This is a genomic window from Algibacter sp. 2305UL17-15, from assembly GCF_040720935.1.
GTDB lineage: Bacteria > Bacteroidota > Bacteroidia > Flavobacteriales > Flavobacteriaceae > Jejuia.
Window position 1 is genome coordinate 60,723 of sequence record NZ_JBFDAE010000019.1, and the last position, 17,608, is coordinate 78,330.

Below are 17,608 nucleotides of genomic sequence, written 5' to 3' on the forward strand. Positions count from 1 at the left end.
AGGTTAAAATGCTAAGGGTTGAAATTACTCAATTTCTTCGTAATCCACATAATCGCCAACATCTTTATTTGATTGATGTTGCTTAGGGATTTTATCAATGGTAATCTCCCCTTCTTTTTTCGGTGCTTCCTTAGGCGGCCTATTGAATTGCTGACCAAATTTTTGTTCCGCCTTTTTAGCAACATATTTCATTAAAAACGGCGCAAACAACCGTGCTAATATCTTAACCCCAAAATAAATTAATAAAATGATGAGTATCATTCTAAAAAAACCCACAAAAGATGCTTCTTGTAGCATAACTAAAAATTTTATACAAAAATACAATTCTATTCACTTAAACCCGAATTCTGTATTAGAAAATCTATTACGACCTTCAACTACTTCAAAATATACGTTTCACTACATTTTTTTAATTTGACCATAAGATTACTATGCTAAAATCAATAAAAACGTATATTTAATTGTATTTGAAGCTTTCATTACGAAGTTCCAACACAAAATACGGGTTAAAAAACGTTCAAAAAACATAAAAAAAAGATAAAATATCTATATTTGATGACGTTGAAATAAACCCAAAACCTATCATCATAAAAACAGCCCCCTAAATCATTCTTATGAAAGCATTTAAACACTTAATTATAACTTTACTTATTGTTAGTAGCAATACTGTTTTAGCCCAATACACAGAGGTCATCAATTCTAACAGACCTGGATTATCAAGAAGTGCTTTTTCCGTTGGAACCAATGTTCTTCAGTTTGAAGTTGGCCCTTATTTTGTAAAAGAAAAGAGAACACCTTTACCCCAATATGAGGTTTCTGGACTGGGTGTGGATTTTGCCGCTAGATATGGTTTGCTTTGGGAACAATTGGAAATTAACATTGAAGGGAATTATCAAAACGATACTAAAACTAATTTTTCTTCATTTACTACAGAAGACAAGCGTTCTAACTTTAAATACGTAACTCTTGGTGCAAAATATTTAGTGTTTGATCCTTATAAAAAGGCAGCAGATGACAAACCAAATTTGTATAGCTGGAAAGCGAATCACAGTTTTAGGTGGAAATCTCTAATTCCTGCGGTAGCAGTTTATGTTGGAGCAAATTACGACACTAAAAACAATCCTTATACGGCTGTAGCTATTGAAGGTTTTAGCCCTAAAGTAATGCTAGCCACTCAAAACAACTTTAATGGAGGCTGGGTTTTTGTGATGAATTTGATAAAAGATAGAATTGGAACAGACCAATCTGATTTTTCATATATCTTGACCCTTACCCACTCATTTAGTCCGCAATGGGTTATTTTTGGAGAAACCCAAGGGATCCAAAGTGATTTTTATGCGGATAACTTGTTGCGTTTTGGAGGTGCTTATTTATGGGATAAAAACTTTCAGTTGGATACCGCCATAACATTTAATACAAAAGATACACCTTCGGTTTTAAATGTTACTTTAGGCGCTTCGTATAGATTGGATTTTCATAAAGACAAAGAAATTGATAACGGGAATTCTGAGAAAGAAGCAGGCGAACGTCAATCGAGAAGTAAGGGCAAGAAGAAGAAAAAAAAGAAGCGAAAAAGAGATGAAGATGCGGTAAAGGAAAAAGAGAAAAAACAGAAACGAGAAGATGAAGATTTTAACTAACACTTTACTGAAATAATTTATGATTTCAATAAAAGAAGTAACTACAAAAAAAGACTTAAAAACGTTTGTAAAGTTTCCTTTTAAATTATACAAAGGTTCGGAATACTGGACACCTCCTATTATTAGTCAAGAGCTAAAAACATTTGATAAAAATGAAAACCCTGTTTTTAAAGATGCCGATGCACGCTTATTTTTAGCTTACAATAACAATGAAGTTGTTGGTCGTGTTGCTGCTATCATCAATTGGCTTGAAGTAAAAAGTCAAAATCAGAAAAAAATGCGCTTTGGTTGGTTTGATTTTAAAGACGATTTCGAAGTTTCTAAAGCATTATTGAATACGGTTGAAGCTATAGGAAAAGAAAATAACCTAGCGTTTGCCGAAGGCCCTGTCGGTTTTTCAAATTTAGACAAAGTTGGTGTTATAGATGAGGGGTTTGAAGCCATTGCGCCAATGGTAACTTGGTACAATCATCCGTATTATGTCAAACATTATGAAGCTGCTGGCTATGTTATTGAAAAAGCATATTCTGAAAGCAGATTTCCTTTTAAAAATGTAAAGCCAGAGTTTTTTTTAAAGGCGCAGGAATTGATCAAAAGACGTTATCAGCTCAAGGCATTAAAATTCACGAAAACCGAAGAGGTCATGCCTTATGTAGATAGAATGTTTGATTTATTCAATGCAAGTTATGCATCCTTAGCAAGTTTTGTGGCTATTACCGACATTCAAAAAGAATATTTTAAGAAGAAGTTTATCAGTTTTATAAACCCTGAATACATAAAATTTGTAGTGGATAAAGAGGATACTTTAGTCGGTTTTGCAATTGTAATGCCTGCATATGCTAAAGCCTTACAGAAAATTAATGGAAAACTATTTCCATTTGGGTTTATTCATGTTTTAAAGGCGAAGAAACACAGTAAAGACGTTATCTTCTACTTAATTGGCATTCATCCAAACTATCAAAACAAAGGAGTGCACGCTGTTATTTTCAATGAATATTACAATACGTTTTCCGAAAAAGGGATTCAAACCTGTTATAGAACCCCTGAATTGGAGGATAATTATGCCATACATCAAATTTGGAAACATTTTGACCCAGAGGTGTATAGGAGAAGAAAGACATATAGGAAGGTTTTATAGGTGTTTTGAATTATTATTTGTGCTGTAATAGTAGAGTGTAAATTTGATAGTTATGATTGAAAAAACACCCCTAAAGTCCGCTCAAGGGGACAATCTGGACGAGAAAAAATTAGCATAAAAAAAGTCCGATTTTAAAAAAAAATCGGACTTTTTATTAACTTCTAAAATTTCTATTTTATTCGCCCATTGCGGACATTACTGCAGCAGATAAGCGTTTATAAGTTCCATTTACCAATCGATCTCTAATAGCATCAAATGCATCAAGAGTTTCGCTTACATCCTGTAAGGTATGCGTTGCCGTAGGAATCATTCTTAGTAAAATTAATCCTTTAGGTATTACAGGGTAAACTACTATTGAACAGAATATGCCGTAGTTCTCACGCAGGTCTTTTACCAATGCCATAGCCTCAGGAATACTTCCTTTTAGATATACTGGTGTTACACAACTTTGAGTTGTCCCTATATCAAAACCTCGTTTTTTTAAGCCAGATTGTAATGCATCAACTATTTTCCAAAGATTCTGTTTCAACTCCGGCATAGTCCTCAACATATCCAAGCGTTTTAAAGCACCTTTTACCAATTGCATTTGCAAAGACTTGGCAAACATTTGAGAACGTAAATTATATTTTAAGTAATCAATAATTTCTTGATCTGCGGCGATAAAAGCACCTGTACTTGCCATAGATTTTGCAAACGTTGCAAAATAGACATCAATACCGTCTTGAACGCCTTGTTCCTCTCCCGCTCCTGCTCCAGTAGCTCCAAGAGTACCAAAACCATGCGCATCATCAACAAAAAACCTGAAATTGAATTTCTTTTTAAGTGCAACAATTTCTTTTAAACGCCCTTGTTCTCCACGCATTCCAAACACACCTTCAGAAATAACTAAAATACCTCCTCCTGTTTGTTCTGCCATTTTTGTGGCACGTTCTAAGTTTTTTTCCAAACTTACAACATCGTTATGCTTATAGGTAAATCGTTTCCCCATATGCAAGCGAACACCATCTATGATACAAGCGTGCGCATCAACATCATACACAATAATATCATCTTTAGCTACTAAAGCATCAATAGTAGATACCATGCCTTGATACCCAAAATTCAAAAGATATGCTGCTTCTTTGTTAACAAATTCAGCTAATTCGTTTTGTAGTTTTTCATGCAAATCGGTATGACCAGACATCATTCTTGCGCCCATTGGGTAAGCAGAACCATATTCAGCAGCAGCTTCAGCATCCACTTTACGAACTTCTGGATGGTTGGCTAAACCTAAATAATCATTAATACTCCAAGTAATAACATCTTTCCCTTGAAATTTCATTCTATTAGAAATCTCTCCTTCTAATTTAGGAAACACAAAATAACCTTCAGCATGAGCTGCCCATTTACCTAAAGGCCCTTTGTCTTTGTAAATCTTCTCAAATAAATCTTTCATCTACTATTAAATATATCCACTTAAAAATAAACACAAATCGAAGCACAAAATTATAATTCGTTCTTTTAATGTTTAGTAATGAAGTTCTTAGTTAGTTGCTGCAAAATTAAATATTTATCTGGTTTGAACATAATTTTTACAGTTCAATTATTGATAAAATAAAAAAAGAGACAACTTTTTGCTTGTTTAGCAAAAAACTGTCTCTTTAAGGTATAGATTTACTTACTTATTTGATGTATTGAATTTTTTGTGAAGCTTCTTCGTTGATACTATCGAAGAATCCTTGATCGCTCATCCACTTATCAGAATACACTTTACTCATGTAGCGTGACCCATGATCTGGGAATATGACCACTACATAATCGTCTTTTTTAAATCTTTTTTCTTCACCCAACTGCTTTAAAGCTTGTGTTGCTGCACCAGACGTATAACCCACGAACATACCTTCTGTTCTTGCGATTTCTCGTGCAGTATGCGCACTATCTTCGTCATTCACCTTAATAAATTCGTCTATAAGGTCGAATTCTGTGGCGCCAGGTATTAAGTTTTTACCTAAACCTTCTATTCGGTAAGGGTAGATTTCTTTTTCATCAAACTCTTTGGTTTCATGATATTTCTTCAAAACAGAACCAAATGCATCAACACCAATTACTTTGATGTTTGGATTTTGCTCCTTCAAATATTTTGCAGTTCCCGAAATAGTACCTCCGGTACCACTACAGGCTACTAAATGCGTTATCTTACCTTCGGTCTGTTCCCAAATTTCAGGACCTGTCGAGGCATAATGCGCATCAATATTCAATTGATTAAAATACTGGTTAATGTAAACAGAACCCTTCATTTCATCGTGTAAACGTTTTGCCACTTGATAATAAGAGCGCGGATCGTCTGCACTAACATGAGCTGGACATACATATACCTTAGCTCCCATGGTTTTCAGCATATCAATCTTGTCGGCAGATGATTTTGAACTTACCGCCAAAATACAATCGTAGCCTTTAATAATACTAACCATTGCTAAACTAAAACCTGTATTTCCAGAAGTAGTTTCAATTATAGTATCGCCAGGTTTTAAAATACCTTGCTTTTCAGCTTGTTCGATAATATAAAGCGCTATTCTATCCTTGGAAGATTGCCCCGGGTTGAAAGCTTCTACTTTCGCGTAAAAACTTCCTTTTAATTTTGAAGTTATCCTATTAAGCTTAATAAGCGGTGTATTGCCTACTAAATCTAATACATTATCAAAAACTTTATTTCTATGTTTCATAAATGTAATTTATAAGCCACTTTCATAAATATAAAACAAGTAACCTAAAACTTGGCAAAAATAAGCATTTTTTTTTATTAGTGATTAATTTTTTCTAAATCTAATAAAAAAGCATATTCTAGGGCCACTTCCCTTAAGCTTTCAAATCTTCCTGATGCACCGCCATGCCCGGAATCCATATTGGTTTGAAGCAATAATTTATTTGAATCGGTCTTTAATTCCCTGAGTTTTGCCACCCATTTTGCTGGTTCCCAATACTGCACTTGAGAATCGTGCAATCCGGTAGTCACCAACATATTTGGATAATTCTTTGCTTGAACATTATCATATGGCGAATAGGATTTCATATAGTTGTAATATTCAACCTCATTTGGATTGCCCCACTCGTCATACTCCCCTGTTGTTAACGGTATGGTGTCGTCAAGCATTGTCGTAACCACATCTACAAACGGAACTGCCGCCAAAACCCCACGGTATAATTCTGGATTCATATTTATAATAGCCCCCATCAATAAGCCTCCCGCAGAACCTCCGTAGGCATATAAATGTTTTTCCGAAGTATAACCTTCTGATATTAAGTGTTTTGAACAATCTATAAAATCTGTAAAGGTGTTTTTCTTGATTAATAATTTCCCATTTTCATACCAATCGCGTCCTAAATATTCACCACCACGAATATGACTAATAGCATACACAAATCCCCTATCCAACAAACTCAACCTGATACTAGAAAACGATGGGTCTATGGTTGAGCCATAAGAACCATAAGCATATTGCAACAATGGATTTGTACCATCTAAGGCTATTCCTTTTTTATAAACCAACGATATTGGCACTTTTACGCCATCTCGAGCTGTTGCCCAAATACGCTTAGATTCGTAATTCTCCTTTTTAAAAGTGCCTCCAAGTACTTCTTGCTCTTTTATGACACTACTGACTTTAGTTTTTAAATTATAATCGATTACAGAACTTGGTGTGGTTAATGAATTATAGCCATATCTCAGGGTGTCACTATCAAAATCAGGGTTATTCCCTATGTATGCATTATAGGTTTCGTTATCAAATGGCAAGTAATAATCCTCATTACCATTCCAAGTCATGATTCTTATATTATTTAGTCCGTTCTCCCGTTCATTCACCACTAAATAATCTTTAAAAATTTCGATATCTTCAACTAAAACGTTTTTTCTATGTGGAATTACATCTTCCCAATGTTTTTTTTCCGTAGCTGTTTCGGGTGCTTTTGAGACTTTAAAATTGGTTGCGCCATTTATATTCGAAATAACATAGAAACTATCATTATAGTGCGCTATGGAATACTCTAAATCTTGTGTTCTCTTTTGAAAAATCCTGAATGCTTCATTTGGTGTATCGGCATTTAAAAAACGATATTCTGAACTTAAAGTACTAGATGAACCAATAACGATATACTTTTTGGATTTTGTTTTATAAACGAAAGTGTTGAAAGTATCATCTTCTTCATGAAACACCTCAACATCCGTTTTAGAACTGGTACCCAAAACATGTTTACATATTTTATGAGAGCGTAATGTTGTTTCATCCTTTTTGGCGTAAAACAATGTTTTATTATCATTTGCCCAAGTGATGCCTCCGGTAGTATTATCTATTTTATCACTAAAAATTTCTTCGGTTTCAAGATGTTTAATTTGAATAGTATATTGTCTTCTACTTAAAGTATCTGTTGAAAATGCAGCCATTGTGTTATCTGGACTTATAGAGATGCCACCAAGCTTAAAATAGGCATGTTCTTTTGCCATTTTATTACAGTCGAACAATAGTTCTTCTGGAGCTTCTAAAGTTTCCTTTTTTCGAATGTAAATAGGGTAGTCTTTTCCTTTTTCAAATCGTGTTTGATACCAATAGCCATTTAATTTATAAGGCACCGAGGTATCGTCTTCTTTTATTCTGCCTTTCATTTCCTCGAATAACTGCTCTTGGAAATCCTCAGTATGCTCCATTATTGCCTTTGTATAATCGTTTTCAGCATTCAAATAATCGATAACCTCTTGATTTTCTCTATCGTTTAACCAATAATAATTATCAATTCTAGAATCTCCGTGGGCAATGAGTTCTTTTGGGGCTTTATTTGCAATTGGCGGATTAAAAATACTGGTCTTTGTTGTCATTTTCTTTATCTTCTTTACTGGAATCCGCAAAAATAATGCTAAAGATTAAAATAGCGACCAGTTTATTCACTTTAATCAAAGTAAACTTCATCAGCCACGAACGCACTAATAGTCACTAATTTTTGAAAAACCTTTAGATTTTTCATTCGTGAAATTATTATAATTAAATATTTCACTAATTTAAAAATGGGCTTTACCCCTTTTTTCGTGCTTATTGGTGAAATTAGTGGCTAAAAAAACAGCTATTTATTTTAATGCGTTTGACTTATCATTTTAATAGAATATGTTATAAAAAAATAGATTATTTTAATAATTTAGCTTTATTAATAATTAAAGCTAGAAACTATGTTTGGAGATATGATGGGTATGATGGGAAAACTTAAAGAAACCCAAAAGAAAGTTGAAGAAACCAAGAAACGTTTAGACACCGTCTTAGTTGATGAAAGCAGTAAAGATGGAAAACTAAAAGTGACTTTAACCGCCAACAGGACTATAAAATCTATTGAAATTGATGATGCTTTATTAGAAGATAAAGAACAACTTGAAGACTATTTAATTGTAACATTGAATAATGCTATTGAAAAAGCGACTAGTGTTAATGAAGCCGAACTTAGTGCTGTTGCCAAAGAAGGTATGCCCAATATTCCTGGGATGGATATGTTTAAGTAAGGCTGTATATAGAGCCATTTTTTGACTTTAGCAGTCCTAAATTCTGGATGCATTTTTGCATTTCTTAATGCACTATTTCAAATAATTATTATAATTTTTCCACATACATACTAAGGACACTTAGTTTAATTTCAGGGCATTAAAGTCTTATTTTTTGTTCTACGTCTAAGTTATTTCTCATTACAACTTATTTTTTTGGTTAAAATAACACAAGCCATACTTTTACATACAGTTTTAAATATAACGCCCCAAACTTATATTGACTTATGATACCTTTTAACAAAATATTCTTAACCGGAAACGAACAGAAATATATAAACGAAGCTTTAATTAGCGGAAAAATTTCTGGAAACGGAAGTTTTACAAAAAAATGTCAAAACTTCTTTGAAAAAAAATACAGTTTCAAAAAAACCTTACTGACAACCTCTTGTACAGATGCGCTAGAAATGTGCGCAATGTTGGCTAACCTGAAAGAAGGCGACGAAGTAATTATTCCTAGTTTCACTTTTGTTTCTACCGCATTAGCATTTTTAAGAACTGGCGCCAAAGTAGTATTTGCAGATTCTTATGCAGATAATCCCAATATAGACCCAAAAGGCATAGAAAGATTAATTAACAAAAAAACAAAAGCCATTATTGTGGTGCACTATGCAGGTATAGCTTGTGATATGGACGCTATTATGAGTATTGCAAACAAAAACAATCTTATAGTTATTGAAGATGCAGCACATGCTATAGATAGTTATTATACCGATAGAAAAGGCGTAAAAAAACCATTAGGTTCTATTGGACATTTAGCTGCTTTTTCATTTCACGAAACAAAAAATATAGTTTCCGGTGAAGGTGGTTTACTTGTAATTAATGATGATAGGTTTATAGAACGAGCTGAAATTATATGGGAAAACGGTACAAATAGATCTAAATTTTTTAGAGGAGAAATTGATAAATACGGATGGGTAGATATAGGAGCTTCATTTTTAGCCTCAGATATTTTAGCTGCTTTTTTATGGGCACAACTAGAAGCAATTGATGAAATTCAAGCAAAACGAGTTGCACTTTGGAATCATTATTATGAGACAATTACAAATTCATGTACAACCCCAGATTTTGAAATTGCACCAATTCCTGATTATGCATCCCAAAACGGACACATGTTCTATTTAGTAGCTAAAAATTTAAAAACTAGAAATAAATTATTAGCACTATTTAAAAACAAAGGATATCATGCAGTTTTCCATTATTCATCCTTGCATAAAAGTTCATATTATACCAACAAACATGATAGTAGGATTTTAATTAATAGTGACCGCTTTTCTGATTGTTTGATTAGGCTCCCTCTTTTTGTTGATCTGGAGTTTTCTACCATCGACCAAATGGTAGCAGATGTTTTAATGGATTCTTATATAAAAAAAGTGATTTAAGAAAACCATACTTTGCTTAACTGATAATCAGAAAAAAAAGGAGATACAACTAGTTTTTTATGTTTTAACCTTTGTTATGCGTTAAATTACACTTTAAGATTACACCCTAATATATAAACCAACACTTTGAAATCATGAAAAAAATCATCCTAACTACTCTCGGAGCATGCTTATTTATTTTTGCCTGCAACACAGAATCAATTGAAAACCATGAAGATGTTAACTCTACATCTTCTGAATTGAGTAAAAAGAAAAAAAAGAAAAAGAAAGTACATCAACCAAATATTGTTAAAGAATGTAAAGTTTTGGATGCAGATAACTGTAATAATCCAAATCAACCAAAATCTAACTTTTGGTGGCCTGAAACTGAAACCGATTATACTAGTGGTTTCTTCGGTACTACAGATGATCATAAATTGAAATTTACTGAACACGACAATGGTTCTGCTCATTTAACAGGAACTACTAATGCGATTAATGGTGACTGTGTAGTAACTATTGACGTATGGTTCATTGGTAAAATGAATTGGGATGACTGGTATGCTTCAGGTAACGATTGGAAAGACGAAGGAGGCTGTTCTGGTGACGTTAAAGAGGCTTTGCATTATTATAAAATCGACTCAAAAAGAAGTACAATTACTTCTGCTGGTAGTGATTGTTTAGTAGAGGGAGTTTATGGGTTAGAGCAAAGACCTGCAGAAAAATATGGTGTTCAAGTTGGTCCAGGTGGTGCAATTTGGGATAGTAATGTAGGTGCGATGGGTCTAGGAACTTGGGGATGGATTACTGAAATTCTCAATGAGAATACTAATAATTGTGGAGATTGCGATGGGAAATTGACTGAATTAACCCTTCAATATAATGGAAATTCACCAGCTAATATTACTGTAAATACTAAAGGGAAAGGAAAAAATGCGGGTAGTGCCATTTTTGATGGGGAAGTTCAACCAGGTGCTGCATTTACCATATACGGAAATGACGATAAAGGTACATTAGGAACTGAAATTACTCTTAACGTAGATGGTAATGAAAACACTAAAATTCACACTAGTTGTTCTGACCCTAACGTATTACCAGGTTTTGTAAGTGGTGCATTTGAAGTACTGGATGGAGCAAGTAGAAATGGAGGAAGATTATGTTCAGATTTCAACAAATTAGGTGCAAGACTTTATGTTATGGATTTTAATTTCCTATTAGATTGTGAAGAAACTGAAGAAGAGTGCCAACCATGTGATGGTAAAGTAACAGAACTTACATTAGAATACAATGGAAATGAAAGTGCCAACATTACTGTAAAAACTAAGGGAAAAGGTAAAAACAAAGAAGGAGCTATAGTTTTTGAAGGAACAGTTGACCCTGGAACAAATTTTAGTTTTTTAGGCAATGACGATAAAGGGACACTTGGAACTGAAATACATATTTATATTGATGGGAATTTGGACCAAAAAATACATACAAGTTGTTCTGTCCCTATTGGTCCAGGAGCGGTTTTCGGTAATTATACCGTTATAACTGGAGTCAGTAGAAATGGAGGCGTATTGTGCCCAACCGATTATGAAGAAAATGGTAATGACGATTGTGATTGTGATGGAAAACTAACTGAATTAGATCTTGAGTATTCTGGAGATAGTGCGTTAATAACTGTAAAAACAAAAGGCAAAGGTAAAAACTCTGGTGATGTTATTTTTAGTCAAAATGTGAATAATGGTGATACTATTGAATTAAATGGAAATGATGATAAAGGAACACTAGGAACTGAAATAACAATTTATATTAATGGTGAAAAAACTGAAGCAATTCATACAAGTTGTTCTGATCCAAATGTTGTCCCTGGCTATGTTATTGGCAATTTCAAAGTAATTAGAGGAGCCAGTAGAAACAATGGCGAGCTTTGCACAATTTAATGAAACATTATTTTCGTTTCGGTAATAAAATCTAGTAATCTTAAAATTAGACTAAGTCCAAAAATATTCTTTTTGGACTTAGTTTTTTATTGTTTTATGAATCCTTAAAATAGTTCATGAGTTTTTCATGCATTTTACTGGTATAATCTAAATGTGTTACCATCCTAAGTTTCCCACCTCCCATGCCTATAATGTGTATCCCTTTTTCTTTTAACTTTTGGATGAAAAGAGATGCATCTTCAACAGCATTCAATTCAAAAATAACGATATTGGTTTCAATAGGTTCAACGGTTTTTATCATCGGCAATTTAGTGAGCACCTCTCCTATTTCCTTGGCTCTTTGATGATCTTCATGCAATCGGTCAATATTGTTTTCTAATGCATAAAGTGCAGCGGCTGCCAAATAACCAACTTGCCGCATATTACCACCAAAAATCTTTCTGATTCTAATCGCCTCTTTCATGATTTCAGAATTCCCAACCAAAATCGAGCCAACCGGGCAACCTAAACCTTTACTAAAACATATAGAAATAGTGTCAAACAGTTTCCCATACTGTTCCGTAGTTTCATTTTTTGCTACCAAAGCATTCCATAATCGAGCACCATCTAAATGAAACCTCAAATTATTAGCATCACAAACTTTCTTAATTTTTAAAACCTCGTTTAAATCCCAACAAGCGCCACCTCCTTTATTTGTTGTGTTTTCAATTTCAACTAAAGTTGTTTTACTGTAATAGTAGGCATCTGGATTAATAGCTTCAGCAACTTGATTTGCTGTAAACATACCTCTTTCTCCATCGATCAATTTACAGGAGACACCACTATTGAATGATGCGCCACCAGATTCGTAATTATAAATATGGGCATATTTATCGCAAATTATTTGGTCTCCAGGAGCTGTATGTAATTTAATGGCAGTTTGGTTTGCCATTGTGCCACTCGGAAAAAACAAAGCCCGTTCTTTCCCAAACATCTTAGCTACTTTTTCTTCTAGTTTATTTGTAGTTGGGTCTTCCCTAAACACATCGTCGCCTACTTTAGCATTGAACATGGCTTGCAACATTGCTTTTGAAGGCTTGGTAACGGTATCACTTCTAAGATCTATTATCATCTAAAATTTAAATAGTTAAAATTAAACTATAATTTGTAATAAAAGTAGTTATTAATCTATCTTTAAACTCTTAAAATTACAGCTTCTTTTGATGAAAAAAATTATTTCCTTTTCTGTGCTCTTTATTTTGCTATGCTCTTTTTCGATTGTTATTCAAAATCACTTTACTGAATTGGTAAGTGAAAAACTTGAGCAATATAGCACGACAAATTCTCCCGAAAAAATATATGTACATACAGATAAGCCATATTATGCGCTAGATGAAACCATTTGGTTTACAAGCTATCTGGTTGACGGTATCACTCACGAGAAGAGTAAAAAAAGCTGGGTAATTTATGTTGAATTAATCGATGAAAAAGATAGTTTGGTTTCTAAAAAGAAACTATTTACAAATAATATTGCCGCTGCAGGAGATTTTAAGATTGAAAAAAACTGGAAATCTGGTAAATATCTTTTAAGGGCTTACACCAATTATATGCGGAATAAAAGTGCAGACTTCTTTTTTAAAAAAGAAATTAATATTTGGTCTGCAGATAAAGCCGATAGCCTAGAGTTATCTCTCGTAAAACCAAGTGGGCCAGACCTTAGCTTTCAGCAAATAAAACCAGACTTGCAGTTTTTTCCCGAAGGAGGCGACTTAGTAGAAAACTTAAGAAGTAAAGTTGTTATTAAAGTTAAAGGTGTAGGCTTAAAAGACATTACGTTTTCTGGTAAAATATTAAATGCCCAAAACGATATTATTTCAAACTTTGGCACTTCAAAGTTCGGGTTGGGAGTCTTTTCAATAAGTCCACAACCTGAAAAAACTTATTATGCAAAACTGGAAGTAAACGGTGTTGAATATAAATATCCTCTACCGAAAGCATTACCACAAGGGCACACTTTGGGTGTTATTAATGCTGGAAATCACATAATAGTAAACGTGAAATCTAACGAAACCATGGCTCTAAGCAACACCTACTTAGTTGTTCATCAAAGAGGAAAACAAATATTAAACAAGTTTGAGCCTGAACCTAAAGACAGTTATACACTTAAAATTCCCGTTGATAATTTAAAAGATGGTGTTGTACACCTTACTTTATTTGATGCTACTGGAAATCCGGTATGCGAACGCTTAGTATTTATTGCTAACGACAATAACAAAGGAATTATCGAAATTAAAAAAGATAAAGGCGTTTTAGGCACCAGAAAACGACAAACAATTCAAATTACGACTAAGGATCAAAATGGAGCGGTGCTTCCCAGTCATTTATCTATGAGTGTTAGAGATTTAAATGCTTTTCCCTATAATAGATTCCATAAAAACATTAAAACATATTTGTTATTGAATTCTGATTTAAGGGGTGATATTGAAAACCCCGGATACTTTTTTGATGAAATAGATAGCAAAAAACGCTATTTACTCGATTTAACGATGCTTACAAACGGCTGGAGACGCTTTACTTGGAAAGATTTACTTTATAATAAAGACACTAATAGTTTTGATGCTGAAAAAGGAATTTATATTTCAGGAAGAACAAAGCGGTTAAAAAAACCGTACGGACCAGTATCTGCTCCAACAAGACTGACGTTTTACGGCGAAAACATTATACAAGAACCTGTTAAAAAATCAAATATAAGTGGGGAATTTAAGTTTGGCCCTTTTATATTTTTTGATTCAATTCAAACCATAGTAGAATCTAGATTAACCGATTTTAAATCTGAAAGGGAAGCTGATCGCAACATTCTTATTTTAATTGACCAGAATGAAGAACAACCTAAAGTAAATCATAACAGAGTAACTAAAAACAACATAGCTTCAAATTTACAACTAGAAAACTATATTAAGGTCACGAAATATATTCAGCAATTAAATTTTGAATTAGACCAACAACGGCAACAATTAGAAGAGGTAACTATTATTGCCAAGAAAAAGGAAGACTATGAGAAGCGTGAAGAAGACATGAATAACCAAACTGATTATGGCTTCCCCTCTAATAGATTAGACCTTGAAACAGATTTTATTGATTATGGGCAAACCGTTTTTGATTTGTTGGCTACTGTTCCGGGTGTTAGTGTCTTTAATGATTCTATATATATAAGAGGAGGAACTGGAAGCCCATTAGTGCTCTTGGATAAATTTGAGGTTGATATGGACTTTTTAAGTTCGCTTCAAGCCAGTGAAATATCTTTTATTGATGTTTTAAAAGGAGCAGATGCTGCCCTATACCCAAATAGCGGAAACGGTGTTATTGCAATTTATTCTAAAACAGGCAATACCAGTTTTTCAAGAAACATTAAACGAAAGCCTGGCATTATCGATTTTCCTGCTAAAGGATTCTATACTGCAAAAAAGTTTTATGCCCCAGACCATCTTTCAGGATTTGAAGAAGCAACTAAGCCAGATATAAGGACTACACTCCATTGGGAACCAAAAATCACTATTAATAATGAAGGTGGTCAAGACATCTCCTTTTTTACAAGTGATTCTAAAAGTGATTATCTCATAGAAATTGAAGGTGTCTCACAGTCTGGTATTCCTTTGCATGCGGTTAGCACCTTTAATGTTGATTAGCGATGTTTCCCATTGATCTGTATTGTTCAAAATTCATGAACCGTTATTGTTCAATTCGGAATCTATTTATTTTGTAAGATTTATTCAGTTTTTATAGACAAAATGCGAATTGTGCCCAAAATCTCTACAAATACTGTGGTTTTAACGTAAAAACTTACGATTAATCTAAAAAAAAAGCATTTAATCTATTGAACCCCAAAAATTTGGGCTTCATCTATTAATCGAAAAAATATCGGTTTTAACAAAAATTTAATAGGTGGTATAACTCTTTTTATAAATTTACACCTGTTAACTATTAATCTGATAAACACAAATTTAAAATTATGAAAAAAAATCTACTAATGCTACTAGGTGTAGCGGTAATGTTTTTCGCTTGTCAAAATGAGACAGTAACAGAAGAACAAAAGGAAGTTCAGGTAACTGAAGAATCAATGGAAGATGAAATCATCGTTCCAGACGGAGAAGAAGACGCAACGCTAGAATTTAACGATGAAAGTGAAAATCTAGTTAGTCCTTCTATTAGCCTAGATCTTGAAATGTCAAGTCAATCTAAATCTAGTGGCCCAAAAGCTATTAAGGAATGTAAAGTTATAGATGCAGATCTCTGTAATAATCCAAATCAACCAAAATCTAACTTTTGGTGGCCTGAAACTGAAACTGATTATACTAGTGGTTTCTTTGGCACTACAGACGACCACAAATTAAAATTAACTGAATATAATGATGGTTCTGCACATCTTACAGGAACTACCAATGCAATTGTAGGAGATTGTGTTGTTACTATTGATGTATGGTTTATTGGAAAAAGCAACTGGACTGAATGGCAAGCTGCTGGCAATGATTGGAAAGATGAAGGTGGATGTTCTGGAGATGTAAAAGAAAACTTAAATTATTACAAAATTGACGACACAAGAAGTACAATTACATCTGCTGGTAGTGATTGTCTAGGTCAAGGCGTTTACGGTCTTACTCAAAGACCAGAAGAAAAATATGGTGTGCAAGTTGGCCCAGGTGGTGCTATTTGGGATAGTAATGTAGGTGCTGAAGGTTTAGGTACATGGGGATGGATAACAGATATCAACACAAACGAAAGACTTTGGGTTATGGATTTCAATTTCCTTCTTGAGTGTGCTGATATTGAAAAATGTAAAGATTGTAAAGGTGATGTTAATGAATTAACTTTAGAATTTGACTGGTGCAGAAGTAAAAGAGTTAAAGTGTACCAAAAGAAAGGGAACTCTTGTAGAGCGGTTAAAATATTTGATAAAGTATTAGCCCCACACGAGCAGTTTACACTTAACGGTGTCAATAACGATGGATCATTTGGAAGATACATTTATATTAAAATTGGTCACTGTTACTATACTAAAATCAACACTAACTGTTGGACAAAAATTGGTCCTGGATACGAAAAAGGTGTATTCAACGTAGTTAGTGGTACAAGTACTGATGGTGGTGAACTTTGTGACTATGTTAAACCAGATAACAAATGTTACAGACACTGGTTCTGTAAATACTACAGCAAGTGTAGATACTGGTAGAAAACCCAGTTAATTAAATAATATTAAAGAGAGGTTACCTTATTTAGGTAACCTCTCTTCTTTTTATATAAGTTTAAACGCTGTTAATAGATAACATGAATTACATATAACAACTAGTCACTTAAAACATTAACACTTAAATCATTAATGACATTTTAAGCCTAGTGACAAATCTTTGGATTTTATTATTTTATAGCCCTTTCCTAATCTTCAAAGTACAATCTGTTTAATATTTATATAAAAAGCATCAATAAAATTAAATTATCGTTATACCAAAACAGGAGACATGTTTTAAGAAAACATTCAAATTCTAAAAATTTGATTCACAAAACAGTTTAAAGAAGAAATGATTAAGGTTCTATAGAAATGGGTTTTGATAAGTCCTACTGCCTTATACTCTAAGTGTGATTTAAATATCATTCGTTACAGCTTCTAACAAATCATATTTTAAGGTTTTTTGCGATGAAAACGTTAAAAATAGCAAGATTATGTTTTTCTGAACAATTAAGCAAAAACCTAAGAGAATTCCTAGCTAGGTAACCATCAGGATTCTATAATATTTATACACCCGTTGTGCATTAAGATTTACAAGAAAAAAGTTGTTCATCAGCAATGCTTACGGCTTTTTTAACCTAATGTAGGAATATAAAAATTTATCGGCACTAACCCATAAAGTGTGTAAGTTTCAAAAAACTCAGGATTGAATTCAATCCTGAGTTTTTTATTTTATTAACTTTAAATTTTACACACTTATGAAACCAGAAGATTTATTAAACGAAGA

The 17,608-nt window shown here is 33.3% G+C and carries 12 protein-coding genes; 7 read left to right on the forward strand and 5 right to left on the reverse strand.

All coding sequences use genetic code 11. The features are described 5' to 3' along the window. Positions 1 to 24: 24 nt before the first annotated feature. On the reverse strand, positions 25 to 297 hold the full coding sequence (locus ABXQ82_RS16780) for a DUF4834 family protein (protein WP_367062484.1): 273 nt from the start codon (positions 295 to 297) through the stop codon (positions 25 to 27). A gap of 317 nt (positions 298 to 614) precedes the next feature. Here ABXQ82_RS16780 and ABXQ82_RS16785 point away from each other — a divergent pair, with 317 nt between their 5' ends. Both ABXQ82_RS16785 and ABXQ82_RS16790 read left to right on the forward strand, forming a co-directional pair. After that, positions 615 to 1,640 (forward strand): transporter, encoded by a 1,026-nt coding sequence (locus ABXQ82_RS16785; protein WP_367062487.1) that lies wholly within the window; start codon positions 615 to 617, stop codon positions 1,638 to 1,640. A gap of 19 nt (positions 1,641 to 1,659) precedes the next feature. Next, complete coding sequence (locus tag ABXQ82_RS16790) at positions 1,660 to 2,778, forward strand: GTP cyclohydrolase (protein WP_367062490.1); 1,119 nt, start codon at positions 1,660 to 1,662, stop codon at positions 2,776 to 2,778. A gap of 175 nt (positions 2,779 to 2,953) precedes the next feature. On the opposite strand, the gene ABXQ82_RS16795 is transcribed toward ABXQ82_RS16790, so the two are convergent. The 3 genes from ABXQ82_RS16795 to ABXQ82_RS16805 all read right to left on the reverse strand — a co-directional run bounded on the left by ABXQ82_RS16795 (position 2,954) and on the right by ABXQ82_RS16805 (position 7,627). After that, positions 2,954 to 4,213, reverse strand: coding sequence for an aminotransferase class I/II-fold pyridoxal phosphate-dependent enzyme (locus tag ABXQ82_RS16795; protein WP_367062493.1), 1,260 nt, complete (start codon positions 4,211 to 4,213; stop codon positions 2,954 to 2,956). A gap of 226 nt (positions 4,214 to 4,439) precedes the next feature. Continuing rightward, entirely contained in the window at positions 4,440 to 5,480 is a 1,041-nt protein-coding gene (locus tag ABXQ82_RS16800; protein ID WP_367062496.1) for a cysteine synthase family protein, read from the reverse strand. Between the two features lie 77 nt (positions 5,481 to 5,557). Then, complete coding sequence (locus ABXQ82_RS16805) at positions 5,558 to 7,627, reverse strand: S9 family peptidase (RefSeq protein WP_367062499.1); 2,070 nt, start codon at positions 7,625 to 7,627, stop codon at positions 5,558 to 5,560. 345 nt (positions 7,628 to 7,972) lie between these two features. Here ABXQ82_RS16805 and ABXQ82_RS16810 point away from each other — a divergent pair, with 345 nt between their 5' ends. From ABXQ82_RS16810 to ABXQ82_RS16820, 3 genes are all read left to right on the forward strand, one after another. Next, entirely contained in the window at positions 7,973 to 8,296 is a 324-nt protein-coding gene (locus tag ABXQ82_RS16810) for a YbaB/EbfC family nucleoid-associated protein (RefSeq protein WP_367062502.1), read from the forward strand. Between the two features lie 266 nt (positions 8,297 to 8,562). Beyond that, positions 8,563 to 9,717, forward strand: a complete 1,155-nt coding sequence (gene rffA / locus ABXQ82_RS16815) for a dTDP-4-amino-4,6-dideoxygalactose transaminase (RefSeq protein ID WP_367062505.1) — start codon at positions 8,563 to 8,565, stop codon at positions 9,715 to 9,717. 134 nt (positions 9,718 to 9,851) lie between these two features. Then, entirely contained in the window at positions 9,852 to 11,621 is a 1,770-nt protein-coding gene (locus ABXQ82_RS16820; RefSeq protein WP_367062508.1) for a hypothetical protein, read from the forward strand. A 94-nt stretch (positions 11,622 to 11,715) separates the two neighbouring features. Here the strand turns inward: ABXQ82_RS16820 and ABXQ82_RS16825 are convergent, their stop codons facing one another. After that, entirely contained in the window at positions 11,716 to 12,732 is a 1,017-nt protein-coding gene (locus ABXQ82_RS16825) for a GntG family PLP-dependent aldolase (RefSeq protein ID WP_367062511.1), read from the reverse strand. Positions 12,733 to 12,823: 91 nt separating this feature from the next. Here ABXQ82_RS16825 and ABXQ82_RS16830 point away from each other — a divergent pair, with 91 nt between their 5' ends. Further along, positions 12,824 to 15,286 carry a Plug domain-containing protein gene (locus ABXQ82_RS16830; protein WP_367062514.1) on the forward strand — a complete coding sequence of 821 codons (2,463 nt, stop codon included), beginning with the start codon at positions 12,824 to 12,826 and terminating at the stop codon, positions 15,284 to 15,286. 323 nt (positions 15,287 to 15,609) lie between these two features. Beyond that, positions 15,610 to 16,827, forward strand: coding sequence for a hypothetical protein (locus tag ABXQ82_RS16835; RefSeq protein ID WP_367062517.1), 1,218 nt, complete (start codon positions 15,610 to 15,612; stop codon positions 16,825 to 16,827). Positions 16,828 to 17,608 lie beyond the last annotated feature (781 nt).